12 protein-coding genes are annotated in these 12,374 nt (G+C 73.3%); 6 read left to right on the top strand and 6 right to left on the bottom strand.

Annotated elements, in window-relative coordinates; translation table 11 throughout:
- Nucleotides 1–228: 228 nt before the first annotated feature.
- Both ACFY2L_RS28920 and ACFY2L_RS28915 read right to left on the bottom strand, forming a co-directional pair.
- The gene (locus ACFY2L_RS28920) at nucleotides 229–882 is read right to left on the bottom strand and encodes a flavin reductase family protein (RefSeq protein ID WP_390823860.1); all 654 of its coding nucleotides are present in this window, start codon (nucleotides 880–882) and stop codon (nucleotides 229–231) included.
- A gap of 103 nt (nucleotides 883–985) precedes the next feature.
- Nucleotides 986–1,906, bottom strand: a complete 921-nt coding sequence (locus tag ACFY2L_RS28915; RefSeq protein ID WP_390823859.1) for a LysR family transcriptional regulator — start codon at nucleotides 1,904–1,906, stop codon at nucleotides 986–988.
- A 73-nt stretch (nucleotides 1,907–1,979) separates the two neighbouring features.
- On the opposite strand from ACFY2L_RS28915, the gene ACFY2L_RS28910 reads away from it, so the two are divergent.
- The 3 genes from ACFY2L_RS28910 to ACFY2L_RS28900 all read left to right on the top strand — a co-directional run bounded on the left by ACFY2L_RS28910 (nucleotide 1,980) and on the right by ACFY2L_RS28900 (nucleotide 4,386).
- Complete coding sequence (locus ACFY2L_RS28910; RefSeq protein ID WP_390660407.1) at nucleotides 1,980–2,384, top strand: RidA family protein; 405 nt, start codon at nucleotides 1,980–1,982, stop codon at nucleotides 2,382–2,384.
- A gap of 31 nt (nucleotides 2,385–2,415) precedes the next feature.
- On the top strand, nucleotides 2,416–2,868 hold the full coding sequence (locus tag ACFY2L_RS28905; RefSeq protein WP_390660406.1) for a GNAT family N-acetyltransferase: 453 nt from the start codon (nucleotides 2,416–2,418) through the stop codon (nucleotides 2,866–2,868).
- Between the two features lie 105 nt (nucleotides 2,869–2,973).
- Entirely contained in the window at nucleotides 2,974–4,386 is a 1,413-nt protein-coding gene (locus ACFY2L_RS28900) for a PAS domain-containing protein (protein WP_390660405.1), read from the top strand.
- Between the two features lie 22 nt (nucleotides 4,387–4,408).
- On the opposite strand, the gene ACFY2L_RS28895 is transcribed toward ACFY2L_RS28900, so the two are convergent.
- Nucleotides 4,409–5,173: an SIS domain-containing protein gene (locus ACFY2L_RS28895; RefSeq protein WP_390660404.1), complete on the bottom strand. Its 765-nt coding sequence runs from the start codon at nucleotides 5,171–5,173 to the stop codon at nucleotides 4,409–4,411.
- A gap of 232 nt (nucleotides 5,174–5,405) precedes the next feature.
- Between ACFY2L_RS28895 and ACFY2L_RS28890 the strand changes: the two genes are divergently transcribed.
- Both ACFY2L_RS28890 and ACFY2L_RS28885 read left to right on the top strand, forming a co-directional pair.
- The gene (locus ACFY2L_RS28890; protein ID WP_390660403.1) at nucleotides 5,406–6,098 is read left to right on the top strand and encodes a metal-dependent transcriptional regulator; all 693 of its coding nucleotides are present in this window, start codon (nucleotides 5,406–5,408) and stop codon (nucleotides 6,096–6,098) included.
- Nucleotides 6,099–6,617: 519 nt separating this feature from the next.
- Complete coding sequence (locus ACFY2L_RS28885; protein WP_390823858.1) at nucleotides 6,618–7,556, top strand: alpha/beta fold hydrolase; 939 nt, start codon at nucleotides 6,618–6,620, stop codon at nucleotides 7,554–7,556.
- Nucleotides 7,557–7,614: 58 nt separating this feature from the next.
- Here the strand turns inward: ACFY2L_RS28885 and ACFY2L_RS28880 are convergent, their stop codons facing one another.
- From ACFY2L_RS28880 to ACFY2L_RS28870, 3 genes are read right to left on the bottom strand one after another with little or no spacing between them, the layout of a single operon-like run.
- Nucleotides 7,615–9,222: a transporter gene (locus ACFY2L_RS28880; RefSeq protein WP_390823857.1), complete on the bottom strand. Its 1,608-nt coding sequence runs from the start codon at nucleotides 9,220–9,222 to the stop codon at nucleotides 7,615–7,617.
- On the bottom strand, nucleotides 9,219–9,989 hold the full coding sequence (locus ACFY2L_RS28875) for an ABC transporter ATP-binding protein (RefSeq protein WP_390660400.1): 771 nt from the start codon (nucleotides 9,987–9,989) through the stop codon (nucleotides 9,219–9,221). The genes ACFY2L_RS28880 and ACFY2L_RS28875 overlap by 4 nt, the downstream gene beginning before the upstream one ends.
- Nucleotides 9,990–10,026: 37 nt before the next feature.
- Nucleotides 10,027–10,689, bottom strand: coding sequence for a bifunctional DNA primase/polymerase (locus ACFY2L_RS28870; RefSeq protein ID WP_390823856.1), 663 nt, complete (start codon nucleotides 10,687–10,689; stop codon nucleotides 10,027–10,029).
- 267 nt (nucleotides 10,690–10,956) lie between these two features.
- Here ACFY2L_RS28870 and ACFY2L_RS28865 point away from each other — a divergent pair, with 267 nt between their 5' ends.
- A complete protein-coding gene (locus tag ACFY2L_RS28865; protein WP_390660398.1) occupies nucleotides 10,957–12,342 on the top strand; it encodes a transcriptional regulator in 1,386 nt (461 codons plus the stop codon).
- Nucleotides 12,343–12,374 lie beyond the last annotated feature (32 nt).

Below are 12,374 nucleotides of genomic sequence, written 5' to 3'. Positions count from 1 at the left end.
TGGTCCTCCTCCGGGAGGGGGCCGGCCGGACGTACCGGCGACTCGCGGGTCGGGTGACTGCGTGGGATTGGCCGGCTGCGTGCATCGCGCGCACGCCGGTCCGGCACCGCACTGAGTGTGGTGGCGAGCCGCTAGCCCGCAGCCACCTCTTCCGTCCGGTATCCATACATCTGCCGAACCACCTCCTTTCCGAAGTACCAGCCACCTTAAGAAGTCGTCCCCGGTCGCTCAAGTGTTTTTCCGGGATGCCGGCGCCGGGCGGAGTCGGTGCGGCATGTCCCAGCCCTCGGCGAGCCGTGACGGGTGGACATTGCGGCCGCCGCCGAAGAACTCGCAGAACTTCATGATCAGCGGGTCCCAGCCCAGCGGGTCCATGTGGTGCGTCCCGGGGATCAGCAGGTCCTCCTCGACATGGGTGCGCAGGACCTCGACCTGAAACGCGGTGGCGTAGGGCGTGGGACTGCCGAAGGGGTGGGCCGCGACGAGCCGGCATTCCAGCTGGACGGGGCATTCCGCGACCCGGGGCGGGCGGACCAGCTCGGACGCCTGCCGGGTCAGCCCGGCGGCGGCGAACTTGTCGGGCTCGTACCGGTAGCCCTGTCCCGCCTTGTGGCCGGGGACGGTGGCCTTCCCCGTGGTGAGCGCGATCCGGTCCACGGCGTCGACCATCGCCGACGAGGGCAGGTTGAGCACGCACTCGCGCTCGCGGAGCAGGTTCGCCGTGGTCTGGCCGCTGTTGCCGAGGCCGAGCATGCAGTCCTGGCCGAGCCACCACGCGGACGACATGGGCGCCAGGTTCGCGCTGCCGTCCTCGTTGAGCGAACTGATCAGCACGACCGGAGTGCCGAAGTACAGGACCTTGAGCCCGGGGACGACGTGCATGCGCAGGCCTTTCGCAGGAGTGGACGGAGGACCCGCGGTCAGGTGTGCGGGCCACCGGCCACGTTGCCCGAGGCGGACGGGCGCCGCTGGCGGCGATCGGACGTCACGTTCCGGTCGCCGGCGCGGCCGTGAGCGTCGTGAGCAGCCCGCTCACCAGGGGGTTCCCGTCGTCCGTGCGCCAGGCGACGGCGACGGCCGTACGCGCCGTGGACGGCTCCAGGGGGCGGTGCGCGATGCCCTCCAGGGCGATGCGGCGGATGCTTGTGGGGGCGAGGGAGATGCCCAGACCGGATTCCACGAGGGCGCAGACCGTGAGCCACTCGACGGCTTCCTGGGCGACGCGCGGGGTGAAGCCGGCCGTGGCGCACAGGGCGGTGATGCGGTCGTGGAGGCCGGGGCCGGCCTCGCGGGGGAGGAGGACGAAGGGGGCGTCGGCGAGGGCGGCGAGGGGGACCGTCGTCCTCGCGGCCAGGGGGTGGGCGGCCGGGAGGACGGCCACGAAGGGTTCCGTCAGGAGCGTGCGGAAGGACAGGCCGGGGTCGTGGGACGGGGGTTCGCGCAGGAGGCCCACGTCGATTCCGCCGTCGCGCAGGGCGGTCAGCTGGGGGGCCGTCGTCATCTCGCGGAGGTCGAGGTGGACGCCGGGGAGGCGGTCGCGGTGGGTGCGCAGGAGGTCCGGCAGGACGGTCAGGGCGAGGGAGGCGGCGAATCCGACGCGCAGCCGGCCGGTGCGGCCGTCCCCGGCGGCCCGGGCGGCGGCGAGACCGTCGGACAGGCCGGTGAGGGTGCGCCGGGCGGCGGGGAGGAGTTCCCGTCCGGCGGGGGTGAGGGTGACGCCGGCGGGGGAGCGGTCGAACAGGGCGTGTCCGACCCGGTCCTCCAGCCGGCGGATCTGCTGGCTCAGCGGCGGCTGGGCGATGCCGAGGCGGGAGGCGGCCCGGCCGAAGTGCAGTTCCTCGGCGAGGACCGCGAAGGCGTGCAGCTGGGCGAGGGGAGGCAGGTGCGCGGGCTCCGGGGGCTTCATATCTCCAGGGATATCAAAGGGGCGGCGTACGGCTATTGGACGTATGGCCGCGGCTCCTTCTACCGTTCCGGCCATGACCGAGCGGCGTGTGATTCTCAGCGGCTCCACGTTCGAGGAGCAGATCGGCTATGCCCGGGCCGTGGTCGACGGGGACCGGGTGTACGTGTCCGGGACCACCGGGTACGACTACGCGTCCATGACCCTCCCGGACGGCGTCGTCGAACAGGCCGAGCAGTGCGTGCGGAACATCGGGGCGGCGCTCGCGGAGGCGGGGTGCGACGTCGCGGACGTGGTGCGGGTGCGGTACCTGCTGCCGCGGCGGGAGGACTTCGAGCCCTGCTGGCCGGTGCTGCGGCGGGCGTTCGGCGGGGCGCGGCCCGCGGCGACCATGGTGGTGTGCGGGCTCGCCGATCCCCGGATGAGGATCGAGATCGAGGTGGACGCGCGGCGTGGCTCGGGACGGGCGCAAACAGGTTGACGCGCGCATGGCGGAACGGTTCGCTGCTGCCGTGACCGATCTTCGTGTGGAGCAGGCCGTGGGCGACGCCGCGCTGGAGCAGTGGCGGCACGTCCACAATGTGATCGTGCCGCCGGCCGCGCTGTCCCTCGACGAGGTGCGGGCGCGGGCGGGGCGCAACCGGCTGGAGAACGCGTACGCCGGTGACGTCCTGGTCGGCTGTGCGACCGTGCGGCCGCCGCAGGGCGAGGACGCGGTGGTGACGGTCATCGCGCGGGTGCTGCCGGGGTTCCGGCGGCGGGGGTACGGGACGGCGCTCTACGAGCACGTCCTCGCGCAGGCGCGGGCCCTGGGTGCCCGGGCGGTCGAGACGTGTGTGCTGGCCGTCAACGAGGACGGGTTGCGGTTCGCCCGCGCGCGGGGGTTCACCGAGGTCGAGCGGTACGTGCTGGACGGGGAGACGGCGGAATGGGTCGACCTGCGGCTGATGCCCGTTCCGGCCTGACGGCGGCCGTACAACGATTCCCCTGCAATCTTGCGGGAACCGTATGTGGGCTGCGTCACGTTCGAGTTGAATGAGGGCACGTGAGCGAACCTGCAGGGGGTCCAGGTGAGTGCTTCCCGGCGTAGTGGGACCACCGACGAGCTGGGGCCGGACGAGCCCGAGCGGCCGGACGGCCCCGACGGCGCGGACCTTCTCGCCGCGCTGCTCGACGGCATGGACGCGGCCCTGTGCGCCTTCGACGCCGACGGGGTCGTCACCCACTGGAACCGGGAGGCCGAGCGCATCCTCGGCTGGAGCGCGGCGGAGGCCGTCGGCCGGCAGGGCTTCGCGGGCTGGGCGGTGCGCGAGGCGGACGCGGAGGAGGTCGAGAGCCGGCTGATGGCCGCGATGCACGCGCCGGGCCGTCAGGTGCACGAGTTCGCGCTGCTGACCAAGAACGGGGGCCGGGTGCTGGTGCGGACCCAGTCCGCCGCCGTCCCGGGGCCCGACGGCAAGCCGGCCGGCCTGTACTGCGCCTTCAGCGAGGTGCACGCGCAGATCGACCTGGAGCGTTCCATCGCCCTGAGCGAGGCCCTCTTCGACGACGCGTCCTGGGGTGTCGTCCTGGTCGACGCCGATCTGCGTCCCGCCGTGGTGAACGCGCATGCGGCCCGCGCCCTGGGGACGGGGCGCACGGCGGTGCTGGGACGTCCGCTGGGCGAGCTGCTGACCCGGGGCGTGGAGGAGCTGGAGAACGCGCTGACGCACGTCCTCGCCGAGGGGGCCCCGCCGGCCCCCGCGGAGATGTGGGTGGGGGTGCGCACCCCGGAGGGCGAGCGGCGGCGCTGCTGGCGCAGTGGCTTTCTGCGGCTGGCCTCGCCGCTCGCGGAGGAGCCGGTGCCGCTGGGTGTCGGCTGGCTGTTCCAGGACGTCACGGAGGCCAAGCAGGGCGAGCAGGAGGCGGCCCTGCTGCGGTTCCGCACCAACCAGCTGCACCGGGCCGCCCGCGCGGCGGCCGAGTGCGAGGATCCCGCCGAGGCGGCCACCGTCCACCTCGACTTCGCGCTCGCCGGGTTCGCCGACCATGCCCTGATCGACCGGGTCGCGGGTGGCGCGGCGGCCGACGGGGAACCGACGGGCGGGCCGCTGCGGCTGGTCCGGGTGGCGGCCACCCCGTCCGGCGGTCCCGGCCCCAGCGCGCTGACCGGGCACGCCGGTCTGCCCGTCCGTTACGGCGAGGGCCATCCGGCGCTGCAGTGCGTCGCGCGGGCGGGTTCGGTGCGGGCCGGCGCGGGGAGCGTGGCGGCGGAGGAGGCGCGGGAGTGGGCGCGGGCGCGGCAGTGGCCGGAGGACACCGTGCACGCGTTGTGCGCGGTGCTGCGCAGCCGGGGCCGCACGCTGGGTGTGGTGACGTTTCTGCGTGGTGCCGGCCGCAGTTCCTTCGAGCGTTCCGACGCCACGTACGCCGAGGACGTCGCCGGGCGCATGGCGGCGGCGCTGGATCTGGCCGACCTGCTGGAGCGGGACGAGGACGCCTGACGCGGGACCCGCGGGGCCCCGGTCAGCGCCGGTAGAAGATCCGGTCGCCGTACTCCTCCATCACGCGCCCGTTCCAGTCGTGGCCGCCGTCGACGTTGCCGGAGCGCAGCAGCGGGGGCTCGATGCCGCGGTCGGCGAGGGAGCCGGCCGCCGTGGCCATGACGGCCTGGAGAAGGGCCGAGGTGACGACCGTGGAGGCGGGGGCGAAGGGCGCCGGGACGCTGTCGAGGGTGAGTTCGGCGTCGCCGACGGCGATCTTCGAGTCCAGTACGACGTCGCAGTGGTCCTTGAGGAAGGTGCCCGAGGCGTGCCGGGGCTTCGTCTGCGCGGCGTAGGCCACCGAGGTCACGCCGATGACCTTCACGCCGAGGTCGCGCGCGTGGAGGGCCATCTCCACGGGCAGGGCGTTGCGGCCGGACAGCGAGATGATCACCAGGGCGTCGCCCGCGCGGATCGGGGAGGTGTCGAGGACGGCGCTCGCGAGGCCGTCGACGCGTTCCAGGGCGGAGCCCAGGGTGGCGGGCACGACGTCGACGCCGACGGCACCGGGGACGGCGAGGAGGTTCATCAGGGCGAGGCCGCCCGCGCGGTAGACGATGTCCTGGGCGGCGAGCGAGGAGTGGCCGGCGCCGAAGGCGAAGAGGCGGCCGCCGGCGGCCACGGTGTCGGCGAGGAGGGCGCCGGCGGCCTCCACGGCCTCGGTCTCCTCGTCGCGGACCCGCCGCAGCAGGCCGATCGCGGCGTCGAAGAACCGGGCGGCGAGCTGGTGGTCGCTGCGGTCGCTCATCCGAGGGGGCTCCTTCGCCGTGGCCGGAGGTGTCCGTGTCGCGGATCACCGTGCGGTCTGGACCAGTGCGGTGTCAATACGGCCGACCGCGGGGCCGCGAGGCGTGGTGCGACCCCCTCGTTTCCATGGCGCGGCACGGTTGTCAGTGGTATCCGGCAGAATTGAAGCCAGGGCCAGCGCACGCGCCGGAGAGCCGTCGAGCCTCCGGCAGATCCAATCGAGGGGCACACGAATGTCCGGACTGATCGACACCACGGAGATGTATCTCCGCACCATCCTCGAGCTGGAGGAGGAAGGTGTGGTCCCCATGCGCGCCCGTATCGCCGAGCGGCTCGACCAGAGCGGGCCGACGGTGAGCCAGACGGTGGCGCGGATGGAGCGCGACGGTCTGGTCGCGGTGGCCAGCGACCGCCACCTGGAGCTGACGGACGAGGGCCGCAGACTGGCCACCCGCGTGATGCGCAAGCACCGCCTGGCCGAGTGTCTGCTCGTCGATGTGATCGGCCTGGAGTGGGAGCAGGTGCACGCCGAGGCGTGCCGCTGGGAGCACGTGATGAGCGAGGCCGTGGAGCGCCGCGTCCTGGAGCTGCTGCGTCACCCCACCGAGTCGCCGTACGGCAACCCGATCCCCGGTCTGGAGGAGCTGGGCGAGAAGGACGGCGCCGATCCGTTCCTGGACGAGGGCATGGTCTCGCTGGCCGAGCTCGCGCCGGGGCTGGAGGGCAAGACGGTCGTGGTGCGCCGTATCGGCGAGCCGATCCAGACGGACGCCCAGCTGATGTACACGCTGCGCCGGGCGGGCGTGCAGCCCGGTTCGGTGGTGAGCGTGACGGAGTCGGCGGGCGGTGTGCTGGTCGGCAGCGGTGGTGAGGCCGCGGAGCTGGAGTCGGACGTGGCGTCCCACGTGTTCGTCGCCAAGCGCTGAGCTCCGCCGGGCGCCGGGCTCCGGCCGGCGGTGTCGGCCGCCGGGCTCGCCGCAAAGGCTGAGCAATGTTCAACTCCTGGGAGCCATGGGGAAGTTGTGGCGCCCTGTCGATCTCGTCGAATCGCAGATTCCCTGTGTCGAACGGCAGCGCGTCGGCGCTTCCCGTGCCACGCTGTCGCGTGAGGCATATGACCTGAGGGGGCGGGGATGGTGTGCCGCAGAACAGTGGAGAGCCCCGGTGCCGTGTGGCACCGGGGCCTGTCCTCCCCTGTCACGACCCGGAGCCCCGAGCTCTCAGGGTCGTTCCCGTCGGACCGGTTTCCCCGAGCGGTCCGCCTCCCGTTGAAGATCTCCCCCCGCCGACGGCGATCATTCCTGGAGGGGGGTCACTCGAACGAGGGGTGTTGGTCGCGGAGAGTGCGTTTCTCGAAAGGGCATTCGATAGCCTGCGGGTGAGAGACGACAGCACTGAGGCATCGGCAGCACAGCGGTACGACGGCTAGGGGGGTGCCAGGATCCATGGCGCGACGCATCGACGTGACCGGGGCGGGCGGCGTACGCCTGGCGGCCTGGGAGTTCGGCGACCCTCCCAAGGGCGACCCGCCCAGGAGCGGGACGGACGCCGTGATCCCGGCCCAGTCCACCGGCGGGCGGGACGGGCTCGCCCCGCCCGGGTCCGGGCCCGAGCGGACCTCCGGCGTCCTGTTACTGCACGGGCTGATGGGCCGGGCCTCGCACTGGGCCTCCACCGCCCGCTGGCTCTCCGAGCGGCATCGCGCGGTCGCCCTCGACCAGCGCGGCCACGGCCAGAGCGAGAAGCCCCCCGAGGCCGCCTTCACCCGCGAGGCGTACGTCGAGGACGCGGAGGCAGCCCTCGAACAGCTCGGCCTGGCCCCGGCGGTCCTCATCGGCCACGCCATGGGAGCCCTCACCGCCTGGCAGCTCGCCGCGAAACGCCCCGACCTGGTGCGCGGGGTGGTCATCTGCGACATGCGGGCCTCCGCGCTCGGCTCGGCCTCGCAGCGCGAGTGGGCCGACTGGTTCAAGTCCTGGCCCCTCCCCTTCGCCACCCTCGCCGACGTCCGCAAGTGGTTCGGCGAGGACGACCCCTGGGTGGAGCGCCCGAACCCCTCCCGCGGCGCGTTCTACGCCGAGGTGATGCAGGAGTCCCCCGACGGCTGGCGGCCCGTCTTCGAACCCGAGCAGATGCTGAAGTCCCGCGAGACCTGGGTCTACGACGCCCACTGGGAGGAGCTGACCCAGGTCCGCTGCCCGGCCCTCGTCGTCCGTGGCCTCGACGGCGAGCTGGGGCGGGCCGAGGCCCAGGAGATGGTGCGGGTGCTGCCGCTCGGCGAGTACGCGGAGGTGGCCGACGCGGGACATCTCGTGCACTACGACCAGCCCGAGGGATGGCGTGCGGCGATCGAGCCGTTCCTCGACGGGGTGCTCGCGCGGTAGGGGCGGGCGCCTCCTCGTGCGCCGGCCCGCCCGCCGGCGCCGTACGCCGGAGGTCGCCTCAGCCCTTGCTCACCGCCGTCAGGATCTCCGGCAGGCGCTCCGCCACCCTCGGCGCCGCCAGGCGCAGCCCCAGCAGGGTGAGCGCCGTGCCGTACGCCGCGCCCCCCGGCAGCAGCAGCCAACTCCAGGCGTCGCCGTCCGCGCTGACGTTCAGCCAGATCGTCAGCGCGATCACGGGCGCGCACAGCAGAGCCGCCGAGACCATCCCGCCGACGACCGAGATCCAGGCGAGCCCGGTCTGTCCGGGGGCGACGTTCTTGTAGCCCTCCTGCGGTATCGAGTAGGGGAAGCGGGCCGACGTCCAGGCGCCGGTCGTCAGCATCGCGCCGAGCAGCGCCAGCGACAGCCCCAGCACCTCCGGCAGCTTCGGCCAGTCCCCGAGCAGCGCGGTGGTCACCACGGTCACCAGCGTCGCGTACGGCAGGGCGATCACCAGCAGCGCGAGCGCACGCGCGCGCAGTTCGACGTAGGCGTCCCGGGACGAGGAGATCGTCATCGCGACCATCCAGAACGCCGAGGTGTCCTGCCCGAACTGGTTGTACATCTGGATGCCGAGCATCCCGGCGGCGAAGCAGGCGAAGTAGGGCGAGCCGGTGCCCTGCAGCGCGTTGAACACGGGCACGATCAGCCCGATCGCCAGCGACGTCACCCAGGCCGCCTTGGTCTTGGGGTCGCGCCAGACGTAGCGCAGGCCGCGTTCCATGACGGTGCCGGTGCGTCCGCCCGGCAGCAGCCGCGTCCACCCCGCCGCGCCGCGCCGGTCCGGCGTGTCCCGCTCGGCGGTCCGCAGCGTCGATCCGTCCGGCGAGGTCATCAGCCGGGTCAGACTCCGCGCCCACACGCCGACGAGCCCCGCCAGCGCCCCGGCGCTGAGCGCGAGCTGCGCGGCCGCGACGGCGTACGCCCCCTCGCTCACCGAGTCCACCGCGCCCACCGCCGAGGCCGGCGGCAGCCACCGCAGCACGTCCGCCACCGGATCCAGCTGCCCGAGCCCGGTCGTGCCCAGCCGCTGTGCGCCGAAGTTGACGACCTGCGCGCCCACCGCGATGACCAGCCCGCTCAGCACCGCCAGATCGCGCCCGCGCCGACTGGTCAGCAGCCGGACGTTGGCGGTGGCGACGGCCCGCGCGAGCGCCACGCACACGAGCAGCCCCAGGACCACGGCGACGACCGCGACGACGTACGCCGCCGCCCCGTGGGCCACCGCGACCACCGACCCCACCAGCATCAGCATCGTGAACAGCGGCCCGATCCCCACCAGCGAGGCCGCCAGCAGCGCCCGCACCAGCGGCCGGGGCCGCAGCGGCAGCATCACCAGCCGGGTCGGATCCAGCGTCTCGTCCCCGCCGGGGAAGAACAGCGGCATCACCGCCCACCCCAGCCCCAGCACCGCCACCAGCAGCACCACGACCGACTCGGCGTGCGCGTGCCCCCGCAGCGCGATCAGCCCGGTCAGCTGGAGCGCCGCGAACAGCAGCGTGAACCCGGCCGAGGCGGCGTACGCGGCCCGCCGCCCGCCGGACTGCCGGAGCCCGTTCCGCAGCAGCGAGAGCTTCAGCCGTACGACGACGGAGACGAGCCCCGGCGCGGAGGTCACCCCGCTCACCGGGCCGTCCCGCCGCCCAGCCAGTCGAGATCCGATCCCGTGTCCCGCCCCTGCGCGCCGACGAGTTCCAGGAACGCCCGCTGCAGCGAGGGAGCCGACCCGCGCACCTCCTCCAGCGGCCCGTGGGCCCGGATGCGCCCCGCCGCCATCACGGCCACCCAGTCGCACAGCGACTCGACGAGTTCCATCACATGGGAGGAGAAGACGACGGTGGCGCCGGAGGCGGTGTACCGCTCCAGCACCCCGCGGATGGTCTGCGCGGAGACGGGATCGACGCCTTCGAACGGCTCGTCGAGGAAGAGGATCTCGGGATTGTGGAGGAGCGCGGAGGCGAGCCCGATCTTCTTCCGCATACCGGTCGAGTAGTCGACGACGAGCTTGTGCTGAGCCCCGGCGAGATCGAGGACGTCGAGCAACTGCGTGGCCCGCCGGTCGACCTCGGCACCCGGCAGCCCGCGCAACCGCCCGCTGTACCCGAGCAGTTCCCGCCCCGAGAGCCGCTCGAACAGCCGCAGCCCCTCCGGCAGCACCCCGATCCGCGCCTTCACCTCGACGGGGTCGCGCCACACGTCGTGCCCCACCACCTCGACGGACCCCTGATCGGGCCGCAGCAACCCGGTCACCATGGAGAGGGTCGTGGTCTTCCCGGCTCCATTGGGCCCCACGAGCCCGATGAACTTCCCGGCGGGCAGATCGAGATCGATCCCGGCAACGGCCACCTGCTGCCCGAACCGCTTCCAGAGATCACGTACACGCACGGACGTCATGCCCGAACCCTACGGCGGGGAAGGGGCCCCGGTGGGGCTACCGGTCCCGGCCGCACGCATAGGCGAGCGGCGAGATCAGCTCCTCCGCGTCCGGCAGCCACCGGTTCGCGGCGGTGGGCCGGCAGGCCCACTGCACGGCACCCCGGGAGCCGAACCGCGTGGGCGGCGCGGCGACATACGCCCCCTCGCCCAGCGTCACGAGATCGAGCGCGGCCGGCGACCAGCCCAGCTTGCGTACCAGCTCGGGCACCTTGGCCGACGCACCCGGCAGCACGAAGAACCGCATCCGCCGGTCGGGCGTCAAGGTCACCGGCCCGAGCGTCAGTTCCATCCGTTCCATCCGCGCGAGCGCGAGGAACCCGGCCGTCTCCGGGACGGAGATCGCGTCGAAGGTGCGCCCGGTGGGCAGCAGGATCGACGCGGCCGGCTGCTTCTGCCACATCCGGCGCGCGACGGTCGCACTGCCCGTCGCCTGGGCCGCCCAGTCCGGCCGCGCCGGATGCGCCCCGGGCGCCGTGCACACCGCGTCGCCGCAGGAGCAGTGCTGCACCCCGCCGACGGCTTCGAGCCAGGTGCCGGGGACGACGTCCCAGTGACGTTCCTCGGCGTAGCGAACAGCGGTCTCGAGCAGCGATTCCCCGCGCTGCTTCGGGATATGAGTGGCTTCGGCGCCCGCGATGGTCTCTTCCACGATGAGCACAACTCTAGCGGTCACCGGGGGTTACGCCCGCCCCTGTGCGCGGGGGAGGAGCATCGATTCGGCGTTCGGGGCGCACGGGTGCACGGACGGGGGCGCGCGGCAGGAACGGGCGCGGGAGCGGGTAGCCACCGACGGGGGGCGGGCTTCCGCCGGTAACCCGGCAATACTCGGCAATCCGCACATGCCTCGCATTTTCGCTCTGTTCCCGGGGCATCGATCTTCTCGGCCGGAACTCTTCGGTGCGGAACACCACAGGGGGTAGTGCCCATGGCCGCAAGGCCTCTAGTCGCGCGGCAGCCGAACGAACGGCTGCAGGCGCTCATCCAGGAGGCGGGGTGCTCGAACGCCGGGCTCGCCCGCCGCGTCAACATGTGCGGTGCCGAGCACGGTCTCGACCTGCGCTACGACAAGACATCCGTGGCCCGCTGGCTGCGCGGGCAGCAGCCGCGCGGACGCGCCCCGGCGATCATCGCCGAGGCCCTGGGCCGCAAGCTCGGCCGTACGGTCACGATCGACGAGATCGGCATGGCCAACGGCAAGAACCTCGCCTCCGGTGTGGGTCTCCAGTTCTCGCCGACGGTGCTGGGGGCCATCGAGCAGGTCTGCGAGCTGTGGCGCAGCGACGTGGGCCGGCGCGACTTCCTCTCCGGTTCGTCCGTCGCCGCCTCGGCGCTGGTCGAGCCCAGCCGCGACTGGCTGATCTCCTCGCCCGACGCCCAGGTGGCGCGTTCGGCGGGGCCGCGGGTGGGCCCGTCCGACGTGGCGGCGGTGAAGGCGATGACCCAGGCGCTGGTCGACCTGGACCACCAGTACGGCAGCGGGCATGTCCGCCCGGTCGTCGTGCACTACCTCAACAGCGTCGTCTCGGGGCTGCTGGCCGGCTCCTACCGGGAGGCGGTGGGCCGTGAACTCTTCGCCGCCGTGGCCCGGTTGACCGAGCTCGCCGGCTACATGGCCGTCGACACCGGCCAACCGGGCCTGGCCCAGCGCTACTACATCCAGGCGCTGCGTCTGGCGCAGGCGGCGGGCGACCGCGGCTACGGCGGGTACGTCCTCGCCGCGTCCATGAGCCATCTCGCCGCCCAGCTCGGAAACCCGCGCGAGATCGCCCAGTTGGCGCGGGCGGCGCAGGAGGGCGCGCGGGGGCGTGTGACCCCGCGTGCGGAGGCGATGTTCCTCGCGGCGGAGGCGCGCGGCCACGCCCTGATGGGCGACGTACGGGCGGCGCAACTGGCGTCCGGGCGGGCCCTGTCCGCGCTGGAGGCCGCCGATCCGTCCTCGGGCGACGATCCGGCGTGGATCGCGCACTTCGACGAGGCCTATCTGGCCGACGAGTTGGCGCACTGCCACCGCGACCTGGGCCACGCCGAGGCGGCGGCGCGGTGCGCCGAGCAGTCCCTGGCCGGGCATCCGGAGAGCAGGGCGCGGCGCAGGGCCATCGGGTACGTCCTGCTCGCCACCGCGCAGGTGCAGCAGCGCGAGATCGAACAGGCCTGTCACACGGGGCTCAAGGCGGTCGAACTCCTGGAGACACTGCGCTCCAACCGGGGCGCGGAGTACCTGGACGATCTCCAGCAGCGGCTGGAGCCGTACCAGGAGGAGCCGGTGGTAAGGGAGTTCGGGGCGCGGCTGGAGCTGCAGGCCGCCGCGTGAACGGACGGGGCGCCGCTGCGTGAACGTACGGG

The organism is Streptomyces sp. NPDC001381 (assembly GCF_042895685.1).
Lineage (GTDB): Bacteria > Actinomycetota > Actinomycetes > Streptomycetales > Streptomycetaceae > Streptomyces.
The sequence above is the reverse complement of the archived record's forward strand: the minus strand, read 5'-3'. Positions and strand labels throughout refer to the sequence as shown.

Bases quoted from the DNA above. Each gene is read 5' to 3' on its own strand.
- ACFY2L_RS28920 (WP_390823860.1), bottom strand. From the start codon at position 882: ATGCACGTCGTCCCCGGGCTCAAGGTCCTGTACTTCGGCACTCCGGTC.
- ACFY2L_RS28915 (WP_390823859.1), bottom strand. From the start codon at position 1,906: ATGAAGCCCCCGGAGCCCGCGCACCTGCCTCCCCTCGCCCAGCTGCAC.
- ACFY2L_RS28910 (WP_390660407.1), top strand. From the start codon at position 1,980: ATGACCGAGCGGCGTGTGATTCTCAGCGGCTCCACGTTCGAGGAGCAG.
- ACFY2L_RS28895 (WP_390660404.1), bottom strand. From the start codon at position 5,173: ATGAGCGACCGCAGCGACCACCAGCTCGCCGCCCGGTTCTTCGACGCC.
- ACFY2L_RS28890 (WP_390660403.1), top strand. From the start codon at position 5,406: ATGTCCGGACTGATCGACACCACGGAGATGTATCTCCGCACCATCCTC.
- ACFY2L_RS28885 (WP_390823858.1), top strand. From the start codon at position 6,618: ATGGCGCGACGCATCGACGTGACCGGGGCGGGCGGCGTACGCCTGGCG.
- ACFY2L_RS28875 (WP_390660400.1), bottom strand. From the start codon at position 9,989: ATGACGTCCGTGCGTGTACGTGATCTCTGGAAGCGGTTCGGGCAGCAG.
- ACFY2L_RS28865 (WP_390660398.1), top strand. From the start codon at position 10,957: ATGGCCGCAAGGCCTCTAGTCGCGCGGCAGCCGAACGAACGGCTGCAG.